Genomic DNA, 19,145 nt, shown 5'->3' with positions numbered 1-19,145 from the left:
ATTCGCCAAGCGGGACGACGAATGCCGCAACGCCTTGTTCCCGCGCTTTCGAGGAGGAACTTTCATGACGATCAAGAGACGTGATTTCCTGGCCGCCTCCGCGGCGGCCGCCGGGCTGGCCGGTTTCGGCATCCGGCCGGCTTTTGCCCAGGCGGCGGAGCCGACCTATACGCCGGAAGCGGGCGCGAGCCTGAGGCTGCTGCGCTGGTCACCGTTCGTCCAAGGCGACGAGGACGCCTGGCTTGCCAACACCAAGAAGTTCACCGAGGCGACCGGCGTCGAGGTGCGCATCGACAAGGAAAGCTGGGAAGACATCCGCCCCAAGGCGGCCGTGGCCGCCAATGTCGGATCGGGGCCGGACATGGTGATGTGCTGGTTCGACGACGCCCACCAGTATCCGGACAAGCTGGTCGACCTGACCGAGCTTGCCAACTATCTCGGCGACAAGTACGGCGGCTGGTATGACGGCGTGCGCGGCTACGCCACCCGTGGCGACAACTTCATCGCCATGCCGCTGACGGCAATCGGCAACGCGGTCTGCTACCGCGACAGCCACATGAAGGCCGCCGGCTTCAGCGAGTTCCCGAAGGATACCGAGGGTTTTCTCGAACTCTGCAAGGCGATGAAGGCGAAGGGCACGCCGGCTGGCTTCCCGCACGGCAAGGCCGTCGGTGACGGCAACAACTACGCCCACTGGCTGCTGTGGAGCCATGGCGGCAAGATGGTCGACGAGGGCGGCAAGGTTGCCATCAACAGCCCCGAGACCATCCAGGCGATCAACTACGCCAAGGCGCTGTACGAGACCTTCATCCCGGGCACGGAGAGCTGGCTCGACATCAACAACAACCGCGCCTTCCTCGCCGGCCAGGTTTCGCTGACGGCGAACGGCGTGTCGCTCTACTATGCCGCCCGGAAGGACCCGGCCCTGGCCGAGCTGACCGCGGACCTGCGCACGACCAACTTCCCGATCGGCCCGGTCGGTCAGAGCGTGGAACTGCACCAGACCAGCTCGATCCTGTTGTTCAGCCACTCCAAGTTCCCGGAAGCGGCCAAGGCCTACATCAAGTTCATGATGGAGGCCGACCAGATGAACGCCTGGATCGAGGGCTCCAGCGCCTATTGCTGCCAGCCGCTGAAGGCCTTTGCCAGCAATCCGGTCTGGACGGCGGACCCGATCCACGCACCCTATGCCAAGGCGTCGGAGACGTTGCGCCCGAACGGCTATGCCGGCCCGCTCGGCTACGCCTCGGCCGGCGTGATGGCCGACTACGTGCTGGTCGACATGTTCGCCGCCGCCGTCACCGGCCAGCTGACGCCGGAGGAAGCGGCCGCCGAAGCCGAAAAGCGCGCCAACCGCTACTACCGCATCTAGCGCTGCCGGGCGGCCTTGTCAGGCCGCTCCTAGCCTTAGCCCCGGCGGGCGAGCCGCCGGGGCCGACCGCCAACCGCCGATCCAGCCGGAGAAGCCGATGTCTACGGTATCCCTGTCCGACCAGCCGCGTTCCGCGATGTCCTCGCTGATGCAGAACCACAACCTGCTCGGGTTTCTGTTCATGCTCCCGGCGGCGGTCTTCCTGCTCTGCTTCCTGACCTATCCGCTCGGCCTTGGCGTCTGGCTCGGCTTCACCGATACCCGGATCGGGCGCGACGGCGTGTTCATCGGACTGGAGAACTACTATTTCCTCGCCGACGATTCGGTGTTCTGGCTGTCCGTCTTCAACACGCTGCTCTACACCACGGTGGCATCGGTGTTGAAGTTCGGGCTCGGGCTGTGGCTGGCGCTGCTGCTGAACGAGAAGATGCCGTTCAAGACCTTCTTCCGCGCCATCGTGCTCCTGCCCTGGGTGGTGCCGACGGTGCTGTCGGCGCTGGCCTTCTGGTGGATCTACGACAGCCAGTTCTCGATCGTGTCGTGGTCTCTGATGGAACTGGGGCTGATCGACACGCCGATCAACTTTCTCGGCGATCCGACCAATGCCCGCCTGTCGGTGATCGCGGCCAACGTCTGGCGCGGCATCCCCTTCGTGGCGATCTCGCTGCTCGCCGGCCTGCAGACCATCCCGGCCTCGCTGCAGGAGGCGGCCTCGCTCGACGGCGCCACGTCCTGGCAGCGCTTCCGCTATGTGACGCTGCCGATGCTCACCCCGATCATCGCCGTGGTGATGACCTTCTCGGTGCTGTTCACCTTCACCGATTTCCAGCTGATCTACGTGTTGACCAAGGGCGGGCCGGTCAACGCCACTCACCTGATGGCGACCCTGTCCTTCCAGCGCGGCATCCCCGGAGGCCAGCTCGGCGAGGGGGCCGCGATCGCGGTCGCGATGATTCCCTTCCTGCTCGGCGCCATCATGTTCAGTTTCTTCGGCCTGCAGCGACGCAAGTGGCAGCAGGGCGGCCAGGACTGATCGGAGAACGACCATGACCACCACGTCCACCAAGATCCAGCCCGACGCGCTCACCGACGAAGCCGAGGGCATGAGCTACCTCAACCGCCTGCCGCGCCGGATCGTCGTGCTCTACCTGCCGATGGCGCTGTTCGTCTTCGTGCTGCTGTTTCCGTTCTACTGGATGGCGATCACGGCGGTCAAACCGAACTCGCAGCTGACCGACTACAGCAACTACAGCCCGTTCTGGGTGGTCGGCCCGACGCTCGACCACATCAAGTACCTGCTGTTCGAGACCTCCTATCCGGGCTGGCTGTGGAACACCATGCTGGTCGCCGTGTGCTCGACCTTCCTGTCGCTCGCCGCCTCGGTGTTCGGCGCCTACGCGATCGAGCGGGTCCGCTTCTCCGGCGCGCGGCCGGTGGGGCTGATGATCTTCCTCGCCTATCTGGTGCCGCCGTCGATCCTCTTCATCCCGCTCGCCTTCATCGTCTTCAAGCTCGGCATCTACGACAGCCGGCTGGCGCTGATCTTCACCTACCCGACGTTCCTGATCCCGTTCTGCACCTGGCTGCTGATGGGCTATTTCCGCTCGATCCCGTTCGAGCTGGAGGAGAGCGCGCTCGTCGACGGCGCCAGCCGCTGGCAGATCCTGGTCAGGATCATCCTTCCGCTGGCCGTGCCCGGGCTGATCTCCGCCGGCATCTTCGCCTTCACGCTGTCGTGGAACGAGTTCATCTACGCGCTCACCTTCATCCAGTCGTCGGAGAACAAGACGGTGCCGGTCGGCGTGCTGACGGAGCTGGTGCGCGGCGACGTGTTCGAATGGGGCTCGCTGATGGCCGGGGCCCTGTTCGGCTCGCTGCCGGTGGTGATCCTCTACTCGTTCTTCGTCGACTACTACGTCTCGTCGATGACGGGCGCGGTGAAGGAATGACCGTGCCGACAAGCAAACCAAGGATGGATAGCCGATGAACAAGATCGACCTGTCGGGCCAGCACGCCGTCATCACCGGCGGCGCCCAGGGGCTCGGCTTCGCCATGGCCCGGCGCATGATCGCCTCGGGGGCGACGGTGACGCTCTGGGACATGGATGGGCCGCTGCTCGAAACCGCCCGTGCCGAACTCGGGCCCAGTGCCGGCAGCGCCATCGTTGACGTGGCCGACTGGGACGCGGTCGAAGCGGCGACGCGGCAAACCGAAGCCGAGGGCGGGGCGATCGCCATCGTCGTCAACTCGGCCGGCATTGCCGGCCCGGCCGCGCCGCTGGACGGCTACGACATCGCGATGTGGAAAAAAATCATCGACATCAACCTGCATGGCACCTTTCACGTCTGCCGCGCGATCGTCCCCGGGATGAAGGCGCGCGGCTATGGCCGTATCGTCAACATCGCCTCGATCGCCGGCAAGGAAGGCAATCCGAACGCCTCGGCCTACTCGGCCTCCAAGGCCGGCGTGATCGGCATGACCAAGTCGCTCGGCAAGGAACTTGCCAGCTACGACATCGCCGTCAACTGCATCACGCCCGCCACCGCCGAGACCCGCATCCTCGAACAGCTGACGCCGGAGTTCATCGACTACATGCGTTCGCGCATTCCCCGCGGCCGCTTCCTCGAGGTGGAGGAGGCCGCAGCCATGGTCGCCTGGCTGGTGTCGCGGGAAAACAGCTTCACCACCGCGGCGGTGTTCGACCTTTCCGGCGGGCGCGCCACCTACTGAGGCCTTGGCGTCCGGCGGACAAACGCTGCGTAGTTGCGCTTCGACATGACGGCATGGCCGCCCGGCCGCGCCGTTGTGCGAAGGCCCGCCGTCCGGCCCTGTCAGCCAACCTCAGCGCATCTGTTCTTTTCTCATAGGCTTCGGCTGAAGCCCCGCTGACCGATAGGTCTTGCGTTGCCGGTGTGGCGGCAATGGGCAGGCCGTTGCCCTGCCGTTGGCTGTCGCACGTCGTTTGAGGCGTACATAAATCAATCGATTGACTGAATATCAGATCCGATGTATGTTGATCTCATGAAAGAAACGATCCCGAACACCCCGCGCAGCGATGCGACCCGAGAGAAGCTCCTGAACGCCTCCATCGACGTCTTCGGCCGCTATGGCTATGACGGCGCCTCGACGCGACAGCTGGCAGAAGCTGCCGGTGTCAACTTGCAGGCCATTCCCTACTACTTCGGCGGCAAGGAGGGCCTTTATCTCGCCTCCGCCGAATTCCTCGCGGCCCAGATCGGCCGCTACACCGGTGACATGCGCGAGAAGGTGCGCCTGCGCCTGGCCGCGCGCGACGAGGCGGGCGAGACACTCGGCGCGGCCGAGGCGCGAGAAATCCTGACGCTGATGGCGCAAACCATGGTCACGCTCTTCATGAGCAAGACCTCCGAACCATGGGCGCGCTTCATCATCCGCGAGCAGATGGAGCCGACCGAGGCGTTCGCACGCATCTACCAGGCCATCATGGGGCCGATGATCGGTACGGCGCGGCGGCTGATCGGCGCGATCCTCGGCGAGCCGCCCGACAGCGCGCATGTGCGCCTGCGGACGCTGTCCTTCGTCGGCAGCGTCCTGATCTTCCGCATGGCCCACGCGGCGGTGCTGACGCAGATGGAGTGGGAGAGCGCGGGGCCGACGGAAATTGAGACTGTCCGGGGGCTGGCGGCAGAACTGGTCGCCGCCCTTGGTCGCGATGGAGACGCATGATGAACAGGATCGTTCCCGCCGTCCTGCTGGCCGCCGTCGCGGCAGGGGCCGCGGCCTGGTGGTATGACGTGCCGCAGAGGCTGGGCTGGATGCCGGCCGATACCGGCGCGCTCAATCTCTATGGCAATGTCGACATCCGCCAGGTGTCGCTCGGCTTCCGTGTCGGCGGCCGCATTGCCGCGCTTGCCGTCGACGAGGGCGACAGCGTCCCCGAAGGCGCCGTGATCGCGCGCCTCGATGCCGCCCCGCAGGAGGCGGCGGCGCGGGCCGCGCAAGCGGCCGTCGGCGCGCGGCGCGCCACCCTCGACAAGCTGAAGGCCGGGCCGCGCCAAACGGAAATCGCCCAGGCCAGGGCGCAATACAACGAGCGGCTCGCCGACCTGACCAATGCCCGGCTCGACCTGGAGCGGGCCGAGCGGCTGGCGCCCTCCGGAACGGTGTCGCAACTGGTGCTCGATCGCGCCGTTGCCGGCGAGGCGACGGCGGCCGCGCGCGCGGAGTCGGCGAAGGAAGCGCTGAAGCTGCTGGAGGAAGGCAGCCGGATCGAAGACATCGCCGCGGCCGAGGCGGAACTGCGCGCCGCCGAGGCATCGCTGGCCTCTGCCCGGATCGCGCTGGAGGACACACGCTTGAAGGCGCCAAGCGACGGGGTGATCCTGTCCCGCGTCCGCGAGGCCGGCGCGATCGTGGCTCCGTCCGACACCGTGTTCACGCTTTCGCTCACCGAGCCGGTCTGGGTGCGCGCCTATGTCGGCGAGACCAACCTCGGCCTGATCCATCCCGGCATGACGGTCGAGCTTGTCTCCGACACAAAGGCCGGCAAGCGCTACACCGGCACCGTCGGCTATATCTCTCCGGTGGCCGAATTCACGCCGAAGGCGGTCGAGACGCCGGAGCTGCGTACCGATCTCGTCTACCGCCTGCGCATCGTCGTGTCCGATGCCGACACCGGCCTGCGGCAGGGCATGCCGGTGACGATCTCGCTGCCGAAGACGGAGGTCGCCCAGAAATGAGTGCGGCGATCGCGGGCACGGCCGGGGATGGCATCGTCCGGATCGCCGACGTGACGAAGCGCTTCGATGCCGAAGGTGCGCCCGCGCTCGACGCCATTTCCGGTACGATCCGGAGCGGCGAGATCACCGGCCTGGTGGGCCCGGACGGAGCCGGCAAGACGACGCTGATCCGGCTGATGACCGGGCTGATGCTGCCGGATCAAGGCAGCGTCAGCGTGCTCGGCTCCGACACCCGTCGCGATCCGGCTGCGATCCAGGCGGCGATCGGCTACATGCCGCAGCGCTTCGGCCTCTACGAGGACCTGTCGATCAGGGAGAATCTCGATCTCTATGCCGACCTGCGCGGCCTGCCGCGGGCAGAGCGGCGGGCGATCTACGATGAACTCCTGAGCTTCACCGACCTCGCCCGATTCACGACGCGGCTCGCCGGCAAGCTGTCCGGCGGAATGAAGCAGAAACTGGGCCTGGCCTGTGCGCTGCTGAAGAAGCCGCGCCTGCTGCTGCTGGACGAGCCGGGCGTCGGCGTCGACCCGATCTCGCGGCGCGAACTGTGGCGGATGGTGGAGGATCTGACCGAGGAGGGGATCGGCGTCGTCTGGTCCACCGCTTATCTCGACGAGGCCGCCGCCTGCGACCGGGTGCTGCTCCTGAACGAGGGGCGTCTGCTGTTTTCCGGCCCGCCGGCCGAACTGACCGGGCGCGTCGCCGGCCGGGTCTATCACGTCAACGGCGTCGCCGGGCGCCGGCGGCAGACGCTGGCGCGGCTGCTGGAAGGCCAGGACGTGGTGGACGGCGTCATCCAAGGGGCGGCGATCCGACTGGTGATGAAGGAGGGCGCGGTGCCGGAGGACATCGCCGCGGGCGGGACCGGCACAGCGCCGCGCATGGCGCCGGCCGAGCCGCGCTTCGAGGACGCCTTCGTCGACATGCTGGGCGGCGGACCGGGCGGAAGATCCGCGCTCGCCGAGGCGCAGCGGACCTATGCCGTCGGTGACGGCAGCCCCGTCATCGTCGCACGCGGCCTGACCAAGCGGTTCGGCGATTTCACCGCCGCCGACGCCATCAGCTTCGACATTCCCCGCGGCCAGATCTTCGGCCTGCTCGGGCCGAACGGGGCGGGCAAGTCGACCACCTTCAAGATGCTGTGCGGGCTGCTGAAGCCGACCGAAGGGGAGGGGCGCGTCGCCGGCTTCGACCTCAGGCGCAATGCGGCGCAGGCCCGCAACCGCCTCGGCTATATGGCGCAGAAGTTCTCGCTCTACGGCGACCTCAGCGTCGCGCAGAACCTCGCCTTCTTCGCCGGCGCCTACGGGCTCGGCGGCGCCGCAAAGCGCGGGCGCATTGCGTTGATGACGGAGATCTTCGACCTCGGCCGAAGGCTGGACATGTCCGCCAAGGACCTACCGCTCGGGCTGAAGCAACGCCTCGCGCTCGCCTGCGCGGTGATGCACGAGCCGGAGGCGCTGTTCCTCGACGAGCCGACATCCGGCGTCGATCCGATCACCCGGCGCGAGTTCTGGACGCATATCAACGCGCTCGTCGAAAAGGGTGTCACGGTGCTGGTCACGACCCACTTCATGGACGAGGCGGAGTATTGCGATCGCATTTCGCTGATCTATCGCGGCCGGTCGATCGCGCTCGGTTCTCCGGACGAGCTGAAGCGCAGCGTGGCCACGCCGGCGCTGCCGGATCCGACGATGGAGGACGCCTTCATCGCCCTTGTTCAGGGCTCGGAAGAAAGGCGGGCGGCATGAGCGGGCTCAACCCTGCCGCCGCCCGCGCCCGCCGCTTCGCCGCGCTGGTGCGCAAGGAGAGCTACCAGGTGCTGCGCGATCCGAGCAGCATCCTGATCGCCTTCGTGCTGCCGTTCGTGCTGCTGTTCCTGTTCGGCTACGGCGTCTCGCTCGACACGACCAACACCCGCATCGGTCTCGTCAACGAGTTGTCCTCGCCGCTGACGGATGACCTGGCCGCGAGCTTCACCGCGTCGCGCTACTTCACCGTCAGCCTCGGCCGCGACCGGCGTGCCTTCGCGTCCGACCTCGTCGATGGCCGTCTCCGCGGCATCGTCGTCATCCCCGCGGGCTTCGCCGCGGATTTTGCCGCCGGCCGCGATCCGGCGATCCAGGTGATCGTCGACGGGTCCGACCCCAACACCGCCAATTTCGTGCAGAACTACGCCCGCGGCGCGGTCTCCACCTGGGAACGTCAACGGGCGAGCGAGTCTCGCGCGCAGCCGCCGGCAATCTCGGTCGAGCAGCGCTTCTGGTTCAATCCCGAGCTGGCCAGCCGCAACTTCCTCGTTCCCGGCTCGATCGCCATCGTCATGACGCTGGTCGGCACGCTCTTGACCTCGCTGGTCGTGGCGCGCGAATGGGAGCGCGGCACGATGGAGGCGATGATGGCGACGCCGGTCACGGCCGCCGAACTGCTGGCAGGAAAGATCCTGCCCTATTTCCTGCTCGGCCTGGCGGCGATGACGCTGTGCGTGATCCTGGCCGTGTTCCTGTTCGGCGTGCCCTTCCGCGGCTCGATGCTGGCGCTCTATGCCCTGTCGGCCAGCTTCCTCGTGCCGGCGCTCGGCCAGGGCCTGCTGATCTCGGCGGCGACGAAGAACCAGTTCCTGGCCTCGCAGCTGGCGCTGCTGTCCGCCTTCCTGCCGGCCTTCCTGCTCTCGGGCTTCCTGTTCGAGATCAACTCCATGCCACCGGTCATCCAGTGGCTGACCTTTATCGTGCCCGCGCGCTACCTCATCCCCAGCCTGCAGACGGTGTTTCTCGCCGGCGACATCTGGCCGATGTTCCTGCGGGCGATTGCCGTCATGTTGCTGATGGGCGGGGTACTGTTTGCACTTGCGGCCCGCAGCACGCGCAAGAGGATCGGCTGATGTGGTGGTTGCGACTGAAGGCGCTGATCGTCAAGGAGTTGCTCGCGGTCCTGCGCGACCCGAAGAGCCGGCTGATCCTGGTCGGCCCGCCGATCGTACAGTTGCTCGTTTTTTCCTATGCGGCGACGCTGGATGTCCGCAATGTCGATATCGCCGTACTCAACCATGACAGCGGCCGCTGGGGTGGCGAGCTGGTGCAGCGGATCGAGGCCTCGCCAACCTTTCGCAGCGTCGCGCGGGCCGGCAACCAGCAGGCACTGCAAGAGGCGATCGACCGGCAGGAGGTGACTGCCGCGATCCGGATCGATCCCACCTTCTCCCGCGACATCGAGGCCGGCCGACCGGCCGACCTGCAGGTAATCCTCGACGGCCGCCGCTCGAACGCATCGCAGATCGTCTCCGGCTATCTCACCCAGATCGTCGGGACGATGGCCGCCGAGACGCCGGCGGGCAAGCGCGCCGAGACGGTCGCGACCGTGCCGCGCAACTGGTTCAATCCCAACCTGATCTTCCAGTGGTTCATGGTGCCGAACCTGGTGGCAAGCATCGCGCTGTTGATCGGGCTGGTGGTGACGGCGCTGTCGATTGCGCGCGAGCGCGAACTCGGCACCTTCGATCAGCTGATGGTCTCGCCGCTTCGCACCCACGAGATCCTGATCGGCAAGCTGATCCCGCCGATGCTGATCGGCCTGTTCCACATCTCGGTCTATATCCTGGCGGCGGTGCTGGTCTTTGCCGTGCCGTTGCGCGGCTCGCTGCTGCTGCTCTACGGCAGCGCCTTCTTCTACCTTGCCGCGGTCGTGGGGCTCGGACTGTTCATTTCTGCCCTGTCGAAGACGCAGCAGCAGGCGATCCTCGGCGCCTTCCTGTTCCTCGTGCCGGCCATGCTGCTGTCCGGCTTCGCCACGCCGATCGAGAACATGCCGGGCTGGCTGCAGCCGGTCACCCTGGTCAACCCGTTGCGTTACTTCCTCGTCATCGTCAAGGGCGTGTTTCTGAAAGACATCCCGCTCGAGGAGGTGGTGCGCCAGACCGTGCCGCTCGGCCTGATCGCGGTCACGACCCTGTCCGCCGCCGCGTGGCTGTTCCGCCGGCGAATGGAATGACGTCCGGGTCGGGAGGGCCCGGTGCGGCTAGTGCAGCCGGCTGCCGCGCAGATAGGTGCTGCTGGGGTCGTCCTCTGCCTTCCTCCTCGTGTGAACAAGCGCGAGGAACACGGCGCGGTCTCGAACACCTTCCCGGTAGAGCCGCACCACCCGCTTTGCGAGCTCGTCGGCGGCCGCGGAGTGGCGGGCGATGCGCTCTGCTTCGCACAAGGCGTCAAACACATCCTGCAACGACTCCAGTTCTCCGGGTCTGCAGAACTCGCGGCTCTTGTCGAAATAGGGCATGGCACCATCTCCCACCAAACGGCGGAGTGTGCGCCTCATAGGGCGTAGCTGCAACCAACCATGGCGCAAGCCGCCCAGACTTTTGGTTGATTTCGGGCGAGCCTGCGCCTTCATCCGAAGGATGAGCCGTCTGCCGTTCTGGCCGGTGACCGCCAGAATCTTGGACACGCCAGCGGACCTGCGCGCCATGGAGGACGACGCCCTGACCGGCAGCGAATGCCGCCGCAGGGCGGGAAGAACGCCAACAAGGCCCCGACGGCGGCTGGCTCGGCCGAACGCATCTGGCGGCACGGCGCAGAAGTGCTGCCGGTTCGGGGCGCACGCCGGTGGGCGATCGATGCAAACGGGGCCCCAAGCAGGGCGTAGCCGCGCCGGCTTGAGACGGCCGGCTCGACCACGCAGCAGGCAAGCGCTGCGCTGGTGAGGACTTGCACGACAAGCTGTGTGGGTATATACCCGCTCCTATGTCCGCTCCATCCTGCCACTGCATCCTGCTGCGAAACGCCGCGCGCAAGGTTTCTGCCGCTTATGACGAGGCGCTCGCGCCGTTCGGCATCAACATTGCGCAGTTCAGCCTGCTGCGGAACATTGGCCGACTCCAGCCGGTGTCGCTGACCGAACTTGCCGGCCGGGTCGAGCTCGACCGTTCGACGGTCGGCCGCAACGTCAAGGTACTGGAGCGGATGGGGCTGGCGAAGATCGGTCATGGCGACGACCAGCGCGAGGCTCTGCTGTCGCTCGCCGATCGGGGGCGGGCGCTGCTGGAGCAAGCGGAACCGGCCTGGCGTGACGTTCAGCAACGGCTCGAGCAAAGGCTAGGCGCCGACGACACGAAGAAGCTGCGCGAGTTGCTTGCTGCACTCTGAACAGATTTTTGACCTTAAACGGGTATGTACCCGCAAAGTGAACGGCATCGACCTCGGAAAGGGCAGAACCATGATCTCCACCGGCCTCGCGCGATCGCTCGCACGTCGGAACATCCACTACGGCTGGGTCGTTGCCGCCACGACCTTCCTGACCATGCTGGCGACGGCCGGCGCCATGGGTTCGGCCGGCGTCATGATCCAGCCGCTGCACCGCGAATTTGGCTGGGAGATCGACGACATCTCGTCGGCCATGGCGATCCGCCTGGCCCTGTTCGGCCTGTTCGGCCCGTTTGCCGCCGCCTTCATGAACCACTTCGGCGTCCGCCCTGTCGTTACCACCGCGCTGGGCCTGATCATTGCCGGCGTCCTGGCCTCGATGCTGATGACCGAATTGTGGCAACTCGTGCTGCTATGGGGCGTCGTGATCGGCATCGGCACGGGCATGACGGCGCTGGTGCTGGGGGCGACGGTCGCGACCCGCTGGTTCTCCCAGCGCCGCGGCTTCGTCGTCGGCCTGATGACGGCGAGCAACGCAACCGGCCAACTGATCTTCCTGCCGCTGCTCGCCAGCCTGAGCGAGGCCTATGGCTGGCGCGTCGCGCTCGCCTGCGTGGTGGCGATCATCGCCGCGGCCATGCTGCTGGTGCTCGCCCTGATGCGCGACTATCCCGCCGACCTCGGCCTGCCGGCCTATGGCGACAGTGCGATGGCGCCGGCCCCGAAACCGGCCGGAAGCCTCGGCACGATGCTGCTGTCGCCGCTTGTGGCCCTGCGCGAGGCCGCCGGCAGCGGCGCCTTCTGGGTGCTGTTCGGCACCTTCTTCGTCTGCGGGCTGTCGACCAACGGCCTGATCCAGACCCACTGGATCTCGATCTGCGGCGACTTCGGAATGACCGCCGTGACCGCCGCCGGGACGCTCGCCGTCGTCGGCGTCTTCGACTTCTTCGGCACCATCCTCGCCGGCTGGCTGTCCGACCGCTACGACAACCGCTGGCTGCTGTTCTGGTTCTACGGCCTGCGCGGCCTGTCGCTGGTCTACCTGTCGGTTTCCGGCTTCGGCGTGTTCGAACTTTCCCTGTTTGCCGTCTTCTACGGGCTCGACTGGGTGGCTACGGTGCCGCCGACCGTCAAGATCGCAGCGGAAAAGTTCGGGCGTGAACGGGCAGGAATGGTGTTCGGCTGGGTCTTTGCCGGCCACCAGCTCGGTGCCGCCACCGCCGCCTACGGGGCCGGCGCGCTCCGGACCGGCCTCGACACCTACATGCCGGCGCTGCAGATCGCCGGTGTCGCCTGCCTGATCGCGGCGCTCTCCGTCCTGCTGCTGCGACGACCGGGCGAAGCGGCGGCGGTGCCGCAGGCGGCCTGAACCGCCGGGACAAAGCGATAGCAGAGAGCTGGACCTTGCGGGGAGGGTCCGTTCAGGCGAGACCCCGCAACAGAGTCGGGATCAGTTCCGACACTGTCGGGTGGACCGGAACCGCCCATTGCAGGTCGGTGTAGCGGGTCCCGGCGGCCATGGCGTCGATGACGCCGTGGATCGCCTCATCCCCCTCGATGCCGAGAAACGCCGCCCCGAGAATGGCCCTTGTGTCGGCATCGGCGACAACCTTCATGAAGCCGCGCGTCTCGTCGCGCTCCTTCGCCCGCCCGACCCGGACCATCGAACGCTTGGAGACGAGCACCTTGCGGCCCGAGACGGCCGCGTCCCTCTCGGTCAAGCCGACGCGACCGAGCGGCGGATCGATGTAGAGGGCGTAGGCCGGAATCCGGCTCGACACCTTGCGGTCCTCGCCGTCGAGGAGATTGGCGGCGACGATCTCGAAATCGTTGTAGGAGGTATGGGTGAAGGCGCCGCGGCCGTTGCAGTCGCCGAGCGCCCAGATACCTGGAACGTTCGTCGCGAGCCGGTCGTCGACGACGACGAAACCCCGCGGATCCCGCATTACGCCGGCGGCCTCCAGGCCGAGGTCGTCGGTGTTCGGTGTGCGACCGGTGGCAATCAGGACGTGGCTGGCATCGACAACGGTGCCGTCGAGGGCGACCTGGATGCCGTTGCGGGCCGGCGAGAAGGCGATGCGGTCGACGCCGGTGCGGACGTCCACGCCTTCGGCCTCGAGAATGTCCCGGATGGCGTCGGAGACGTCCTCGTCCTCCCGCGACGCCACATGGGATCCGCGTTCGACGACGGTGACGGCCGCGCCGAAACGCCGGTACATCTGCGCGAACTCGAGGCCGATATAGCTGCCACCGATGACGACGAGGTGGCGGGGTAGGGTGTCGAGCGCCAGCACGGTCGTGCTGGTGAGGTAACCGATGGCGTCGATCCCCTGAAGGTCGGGGATGGTGGGGCGGGCGCCGACATTGAGGAAGATCCGGGGGGCGGCGAAGGTCTCGCCGCCGACGGCAATCCGGTCGGCGGCCGTAAACCGGGCGTGGCCGAAGTGGAGCGACAGGTTCTCGATGCCGCCGAGCCAGTCCGCCAGCCCTTGGCGGGCGTCGCTGGTGACCTGTTGCGCCCGGCGCCGGACCACGCCCATGTCGACTGCCACGTCGCCGGCAAGGCGGACACCGAAGTCGGCGGCGCGGCGGCTGACATGGGCGGCCCGGGCGCTCGCCACCAGCGTCTTCGTCGGCATGCAGCCGGCATTGACGCAGGTGCCGCCAAGATACTTACGCTCGACGAGGGCGACCTTCATGCCACTCTCGGCCATGCGGGCGGCCAGAAAAGGGCCGGCCTGGCCGGCGCCGACGAAGATGGCATCGAACTGTCGCATCAGATCGCTCCGAAAACCATCCACCGGGCGTCCACCCGACGGAGCCGCCTCATCCCCAATGGCGGCAGAGCATAGCACATCGCGCCGGCGCGGCGCATGGCCGACAAGGCATCGGGGCCGGTCGCAACCACGGCAACCGGCCCAATTGTCGGCGGGCCACTGCTTCAGACGCCTTTGGCGGCCCGCAGCTTGCGGTACTCGGCGGTGGGAAGCCCGCCCCAGCCCCAATTGTCGAGGTCGATCTCCTCGATCACGACGTAGGTCGATTCGAGCGGCTTGTTGAGGACATCGAGCAGGACCTCGCTGACGCCCTTGATGATGGCGGCCCGTTCCCCGGCCGTTATCGACGAGCGCTCGGGGGCGGTGCCTTCGCGCGTGACCTGTACGGTGACGATCGGCATGTCAGTCTCCTTTCGGGTTTTGCTGGGACGATGCAAGTTGCGGTTCGCCGGGCTGCACCCGGGTGCGGCCCGCGGCCGGCCGGTTCTGGGCCGCAACCGCGAACCGATCCGGACCCTTCACCAACGGCCGGCGTTCTGGCCGCCGTCAACGTGGAGGATCTCGCCAGTGACGAACGGCGCGGTCTCGAGGTAGAGGACGGCGTCGACGATATCGCCGATCTCGCCCATCCGACCGACCGGGTGCAGCGCCGAGAGCGCGGCATGGGTGTCCGGCGCATGCATCGGGGTCTTGATGACGCCCGGGGAGACGGCATTGACGCGGACGCCGCTGCCGGCGAATTCCATTGACAGCGAGCGGGTTACCGCGTTCAGCCCGCCCTTGGTGAGCGAGGCCAGCGCCGAGGGCAGGCCGGCAATCGGCTGGTCGACCAGGCTGGTGGTGATGCTGACGATGTGGCCGGCGCCCCGCTTCAGCATGTGGGCGGCGGCGCGACGGGTGATATGGAAAAAGCCGGCAACATTGACCCCGAGATTGTGGTCATAGTCTTCCTGCGTCATGTCGACGAACGGCTTGGCAAGGAAGACGCCGGCGTTGTTGACCAGCGTGTCGATGCGACCGAAGCGTTCGAGCGCTTCGTCGACGACCCGCGCGGCCGTTTCCGGCCGGCTGATATCGCCGGGCACGGCAAGGACATCCGGGTCGGCGCCTTCCCGGATCGACCGGGCGGTCGCGACGACCCGGTAGTTGCGATCGCGGTAGGCGCGAACGAGGCCGGCGCCGATCCCTTGCGACGCGCCGGTGATGATGACGACTTTTTGCTCAGTGCTCATGATGTCGATCCTCGGTTGCAGCGGGGCCTTGTCGGCCACCGCCCTACGCCCTCGGCGTTGGTGCAACAGATCTAGAGAATTCCGTACCCAGGGAGAATTGCCGTCGATTGAGCGACAATCATGCGAAATTCGGCATAATCAGAGAAGTGTCGCTGCCTCGGATGACAGGCGCGCAAAATCAGCCCGCAGGCGGGGCGCCGCGAAATCGACGAAGGCGCGGACTTTGGGCACCGCCATTCGGCCGCTCGGCGCCAGCAGGTGTACCGGCAGCGGCGGATGCTCGGCTTCGGCCAGCACGATCCTCAACCGTCCGTCCCGCACGTGTTCGGCGACGTGATAGGAGTAGAGTCTGGTCAGACCGGTGCCGGCGATGGCCGAGGCGACGGCGACCCGCACGCTGTTGACGATGCACCGCGGCGTGAAGTGGACGGTGCGAGGAACCGCCGAGCCCTCCGCCGGGGTGAAGTTCCAGGACCCGAGGCCGAAATTACTGAAGGCGATGATCTGGTGCTTTGCCAGGTCGGCGGGCTCGTCGATGCGGGGATGGTCGGCAAGATAGCGCGGCGCGGCGACGACGACGCGCCGCACGTCGCCGCCGAGCCGGGTGGAAATGTCCGAGGAATCAGGCAGATGGCCAATGCGCAACGCCAGGTCGACGCCCTCGTCGACGAGATTGACGAACCGGTCGAGCATGAGGAGTTGGATTGACACGGCCGGGTGGCGGACGAGAAAGTCGTCCATGATCGGGCGCAGCAGTTCTTCGCCGACGATGGGCGGTGCCGAGATCGTCAACATCCCGCGCGGGGCGGCGCGCTCGCCGCCCGCCAGGATGTCCGCCTCCTCGAGGTCGACCAGCACCCGGCGGCAGGCCGCGGCATAGCGCTGGCCGGCCTCGCTCAGCTTCAGCGTCCGCGTCGTCCGGTGCAACAACTCGACCCCGACATGCGCTTCCAGGAAGCTCAATGCCCGGCTGACCGCCGTCGGCGACCGCTTCAGCCGGCGGGCGGCACCGGCGAGACTGCCCTCGTCGATGGCGGTGACGAAGACCCTCATGGCGTCAATGCGATCCATCTATTCTGCCGTACTGCGGGATGGTGGCAAGCGAAGAGCGAGTATCTACCCGAAATCGGCAAGAAGCAATCGCAGGCCAGACACCTCGAAGCGCTGCAAGCGGTCCGCCCCGAGCGACCTTCGCCTGCACTCTGATACAAAAGCGCCCGCCTCGGGACATATCGGCGATACCTCACACTGGTCCCCTTTCGCGCATTTCCTGAAGCGGAGGGACAATGATGATCCTGTTGCTGATAGCCTATCTTGCCGGCGTGCTGACGATCGTCAGTCCCTGCATCCTGCCCGTGCTGCCCTTCGTGTTCTCCCGGGCCGGTCATCCCCTCACCCGCAGCATCCTGCCGATGCTCGCCGGCAAAATGGTGACGTTCGCGGCCGTGGCCTCGCTGGCGGCGATCGGCGGCACCTGGGCGGTGCAGGCGAACGAGGTCGGCCGGTCCGCGGCGATCGTGCTGTTGGCGATCGTCGGCGCGACCCTGCTTTCGCCGCGGGTCGCGGCGGTGGCAACCCGGCCGCTCGTTGCGCTCGGGAACCGGATGTTATCGCGGACGGCGCCACAACGCGGGGCCGGCGCCGGCACATCGTTGCTGATCGGCGTTGCCACGGGGTTGCTCTGGGCGCCCTGCGCCGGTCCGATCCTCGGCCTGGTGCTGACGGGGGCCGCGCTCAACGGCGCCAACGTCCAGACGACGCTGCTGCTGCTGGCCTATGCCGCCGGCGCGGCGACCTCGCTGGCCCTGGCGGTCCTGGCCGGAGGACGCGTGCTCGCGGCAATGAAGCGCTCTCTGGGCCTGGGCGAAAGCCTGCGCAAGGGGCTCGGCGTGGCCGTGCTCGCGGGCGTTGCAACGATCGCGCTCGGGTTCGACACGGGGCTGCTGGCGCGCCTGTCCTATGCCAGCACCGCCAATCTCGAGCAGACGCTCCTCGACCGGCTGCACGCCAGCGATGACAAGGGTGCGGGCGAGGTGGTGAGCAATCGCGCGGCCCCGGCTGCACACGGAGCCCAGCGCGCCTATGAAAGCAGCTTGCCGGTAGAGGGAACTCTCCCCTCGCTTGGCGGGGCGGTCGAGTGGCTCAACTCCCCGCCGCTGACGGCGGAGCAGTTGCGCGGCAAGGTCGTGCTGGTCGATTTCTGGACCTATTCCTGCATCAACTGCATCCGCACCGTTCCCTATGTGCGCGCCTGGGCGGAGAAGTACCGGGACCAGGGCCTGGTCGTGATCGGCGTGCATGCGCCCGAGTTCGCGTTCGAGAAAGACATCGACAACGTCCGCCGCGCGGTTCGGAATTTCCAGATCGACTACCCGGTCGCCATCGACAACGACTTCGGCATCTGGCGGGCCTTCGGAAACGAGTACTGGCCCGCCCACTACTTCATCGACGCCAAGGGCCGGGTTCGCCATCATCACTTCGGCGAGGGTGACTACGACCGGTCCGAGCGGGTGATCCAGGACCTGCTGGCGGAGGCAAATGGCGCCCGGCAGGCCAAGGACGGCCTGGTGGCGCCGGCAACCACGGGCGCCGAGGCCGCGCCCGACCTTGCCCGCCTGCGCTCGGGCGAGACCTACATCGGCTACATGCGGGCGGCGAACTTTGCTTCGCCCGAGGGCATCGGCGCCGGCAAGCCGCGCGACTACGGCCCGGGCTGGCCCCAGCTCAACGAGTGGAGCCTCGCCGGCAACTGGACGGTCGGCGCCGAACAGGCAACCCTGAACCGGACCGGTGGAGGCATAACCTACCGGTTCAGCGCTCGCGACCTGCATCTCGTTCTCGGGCCCGGGGCAAGCGGCCGCAAGCTGCGCTTCCGCGTGACGGTCGACGGTGTCGCACCGGGTGCGAGCCACGGTGCCGACATCGACGCCGACGGCAACGGCACGGTTTCGGAAACACGGCTCTACCAAATGGTCCGGCAGACCGGCGAGGTACGGGAGCGGACGTTCGAGATCCGCTTCCTCGATCCCGGTGTCGAGGCCTTCGTCTTCACCTTCGGATGAGAAGGGCACGCATGAGCAGTCAGAACAGGAAATGCGCGCCGTCGGCCGGGGTAGCCATGATCAGGCGCCTGGCCATCGCCGTGGTCGGCGCCGGCATGCTGGCGTTCCCGCTTATCGGCGGCGCGACGGCCGAGGCGGCAAAGGCCGTTCCGGCGCCGGCGGACGACATCGCCGCGACCGGGCAGAGGCAGACCGCAGTGTTTGCGGGGGGATGCTTCTGGAGTGTGCAGGCGGCCTACCAGCACGTGGCCGGCGTCGTCAGCGCCACCACCGGCTATGCCGGCGGTGATGCCGCCACGGCCACGTATGAGGCGACCGAGACCGGCCGCACCGGCCATGCCGAGGCGGTGCAGATCGTCTTCGATCCGGCCAAGGTCAGCTATGGCACCTTGCTGCAGATCTTCTTTTCCGCCGTGCACGACCCGACGCAGGCCGGCGGGCAGGGCTCCGACATCGGGCCGCAGTACCGCTCGGCGGTCTTTCCGCTCGACGCGGCGCAGCGAAGGGTGGCATCCGGTTACATCGCACAGCTGGACGCGGCCGGCGTGTTCGAGGCACCGATCGCGACGACGATCGAGCCTGGCAAGGCGTTCTATCGGGCGGAGGCCTACCACCAGGACTACGTCGTCAACCATGCCGGGACGATCTATGTCCGCTTTCACGAACTGCCGAAGCTCGATGCGGTGCGCCGTCTCTTCCCCGCGCTCTACCGCGAGCAGCCCGTGCTGGTCTCCGCAGCGGCGGGCGCGGGTGGGGCCGACGATCCATCCGGACAGCGGAGCGGTCAGTGACATGCGGAACCTTGTGATAGCCCTCGCGGTTGTGGCGCTGGCTGCCGTGCCG

18 protein-coding genes are annotated in these 19,145 nt (G+C 67.3%); 13 read left to right on the top strand and 5 right to left on the bottom strand.

Annotated elements, in window-relative coordinates:
- Positions 1-64 precede the first annotated feature (64 nt).
- From ACXAGF_RS16265 to ACXAGF_RS16225, 9 genes are all read left to right on the top strand, one after another.
- Positions 65-1,372: an ABC transporter substrate-binding protein gene (locus ACXAGF_RS16265; protein ID WP_475018417.1), complete on the top strand. Its 1,308-nt coding sequence runs from the start codon at positions 65-67 to the stop codon at positions 1,370-1,372.
- 97 nt (positions 1,373-1,469) lie between these two features.
- Positions 1,470-2,405 carry a carbohydrate ABC transporter permease gene (locus ACXAGF_RS16260; protein ID WP_475018416.1) on the top strand — a complete coding sequence of 312 codons (936 nt, stop codon included), beginning with the start codon at positions 1,470-1,472 and terminating at the stop codon, positions 2,403-2,405.
- 13 nt (positions 2,406-2,418) lie between these two features.
- Positions 2,419-3,321, top strand: a complete 903-nt coding sequence (locus tag ACXAGF_RS16255; protein ID WP_475018415.1) for a carbohydrate ABC transporter permease — start codon at positions 2,419-2,421, stop codon at positions 3,319-3,321.
- Positions 3,322-3,355: 34 nt separating this feature from the next.
- Positions 3,356-4,102, top strand: coding sequence for an SDR family NAD(P)-dependent oxidoreductase (locus ACXAGF_RS16250; RefSeq protein ID WP_475018414.1), 747 nt, complete (start codon positions 3,356-3,358; stop codon positions 4,100-4,102).
- Between the two features lie 291 nt (positions 4,103-4,393).
- Entirely contained in the window at positions 4,394-5,077 is a 684-nt protein-coding gene (locus ACXAGF_RS16245; protein ID WP_475018413.1) for a CerR family C-terminal domain-containing protein, read from the top strand.
- Positions 5,077-6,090: a secretion protein HlyD gene (hlyD, locus tag ACXAGF_RS16240; RefSeq protein ID WP_475018412.1), complete on the top strand. Its 1,014-nt coding sequence runs from the start codon at positions 5,077-5,079 to the stop codon at positions 6,088-6,090. The genes ACXAGF_RS16245 and hlyD overlap by 1 nt, the downstream gene beginning before the upstream one ends.
- Complete coding sequence (locus tag ACXAGF_RS16235) at positions 6,087-7,844, top strand: ATP-binding cassette domain-containing protein (protein ID WP_475018411.1); 1,758 nt, start codon at positions 6,087-6,089, stop codon at positions 7,842-7,844. Before hlyD ends, ACXAGF_RS16235 begins: the two co-directional genes overlap by 4 nt.
- Positions 7,841-8,977, top strand: coding sequence for an ABC transporter permease (locus tag ACXAGF_RS16230; RefSeq protein ID WP_475018410.1), 1,137 nt, complete (start codon positions 7,841-7,843; stop codon positions 8,975-8,977). The genes ACXAGF_RS16235 and ACXAGF_RS16230 overlap by 4 nt, the downstream gene beginning before the upstream one ends.
- Positions 8,977-10,083: an ABC transporter permease gene (locus ACXAGF_RS16225; protein WP_475018409.1), complete on the top strand. Its 1,107-nt coding sequence runs from the start codon at positions 8,977-8,979 to the stop codon at positions 10,081-10,083. The genes ACXAGF_RS16230 and ACXAGF_RS16225 overlap by 1 nt, the downstream gene beginning before the upstream one ends.
- A gap of 27 nt (positions 10,084-10,110) precedes the next feature.
- Here the strand turns inward: ACXAGF_RS16225 and ACXAGF_RS16220 are convergent, their stop codons facing one another.
- The gene (locus tag ACXAGF_RS16220) at positions 10,111-10,368 is read right to left on the bottom strand and encodes a hypothetical protein (protein WP_475018408.1); all 258 of its coding nucleotides are present in this window, start codon (positions 10,366-10,368) and stop codon (positions 10,111-10,113) included.
- 464 nt (positions 10,369-10,832) lie between these two features.
- On the opposite strand from ACXAGF_RS16220, the gene ACXAGF_RS16215 reads away from it, so the two are divergent.
- Together ACXAGF_RS16215 and ACXAGF_RS16210 are read left to right on the top strand one after the other, a co-directional pair.
- A complete protein-coding gene (locus ACXAGF_RS16215) occupies positions 10,833-11,234 on the top strand; it encodes a MarR family winged helix-turn-helix transcriptional regulator (protein WP_475019326.1) in 402 nt (133 codons plus the stop codon).
- 70 nt (positions 11,235-11,304) lie between these two features.
- Positions 11,305-12,600: an MFS transporter gene (locus tag ACXAGF_RS16210; protein ID WP_475018407.1), complete on the top strand. Its 1,296-nt coding sequence runs from the start codon at positions 11,305-11,307 to the stop codon at positions 12,598-12,600.
- A gap of 52 nt (positions 12,601-12,652) precedes the next feature.
- Here the strand turns inward: ACXAGF_RS16210 and ACXAGF_RS16205 are convergent, their stop codons facing one another.
- The 4 genes from ACXAGF_RS16205 to ACXAGF_RS16190 form a co-directional block, all read right to left on the bottom strand.
- Positions 12,653-14,008, bottom strand: coding sequence for an FAD-containing oxidoreductase (locus ACXAGF_RS16205; protein WP_475018406.1), 1,356 nt, complete (start codon positions 14,006-14,008; stop codon positions 12,653-12,655).
- Between the two features lie 164 nt (positions 14,009-14,172).
- The gene (locus ACXAGF_RS16200; RefSeq protein WP_475018405.1) at positions 14,173-14,409 is read right to left on the bottom strand and encodes a tautomerase family protein; all 237 of its coding nucleotides are present in this window, start codon (positions 14,407-14,409) and stop codon (positions 14,173-14,175) included.
- Positions 14,410-14,526: 117 nt separating this feature from the next.
- Positions 14,527-15,240: an SDR family NAD(P)-dependent oxidoreductase gene (locus ACXAGF_RS16195; protein ID WP_475018404.1), complete on the bottom strand. Its 714-nt coding sequence runs from the start codon at positions 15,238-15,240 to the stop codon at positions 14,527-14,529.
- Between the two features lie 138 nt (positions 15,241-15,378).
- Positions 15,379-16,311, bottom strand: coding sequence for a LysR family transcriptional regulator (locus tag ACXAGF_RS16190; RefSeq protein WP_475018403.1), 933 nt, complete (start codon positions 16,309-16,311; stop codon positions 15,379-15,381).
- A gap of 218 nt (positions 16,312-16,529) precedes the next feature.
- On the opposite strand from ACXAGF_RS16190, the gene ACXAGF_RS16185 reads away from it, so the two are divergent.
- Both ACXAGF_RS16185 and msrA read left to right on the top strand, forming a co-directional pair.
- On the top strand, positions 16,530-18,302 hold the full coding sequence (locus tag ACXAGF_RS16185) for a cytochrome c biogenesis protein DipZ (RefSeq protein WP_475019325.1): 1,773 nt from the start codon (positions 16,530-16,532) through the stop codon (positions 18,300-18,302).
- An 11-nt stretch (positions 18,303-18,313) separates the two neighbouring features.
- On the top strand, positions 18,314-19,093 hold the full coding sequence (gene msrA / locus ACXAGF_RS16180) for a peptide-methionine (S)-S-oxide reductase MsrA (protein ID WP_475018402.1): 780 nt from the start codon (positions 18,314-18,316) through the stop codon (positions 19,091-19,093).
- The last annotated feature ends 52 nt before the right edge of the window (positions 19,094-19,145 follow it).

Source organism: Mycoplana sp. ABR4_002 (assembly GCF_056159645.1).
This window is presented reverse-complemented; position numbering and strand designations above follow the sequence as displayed.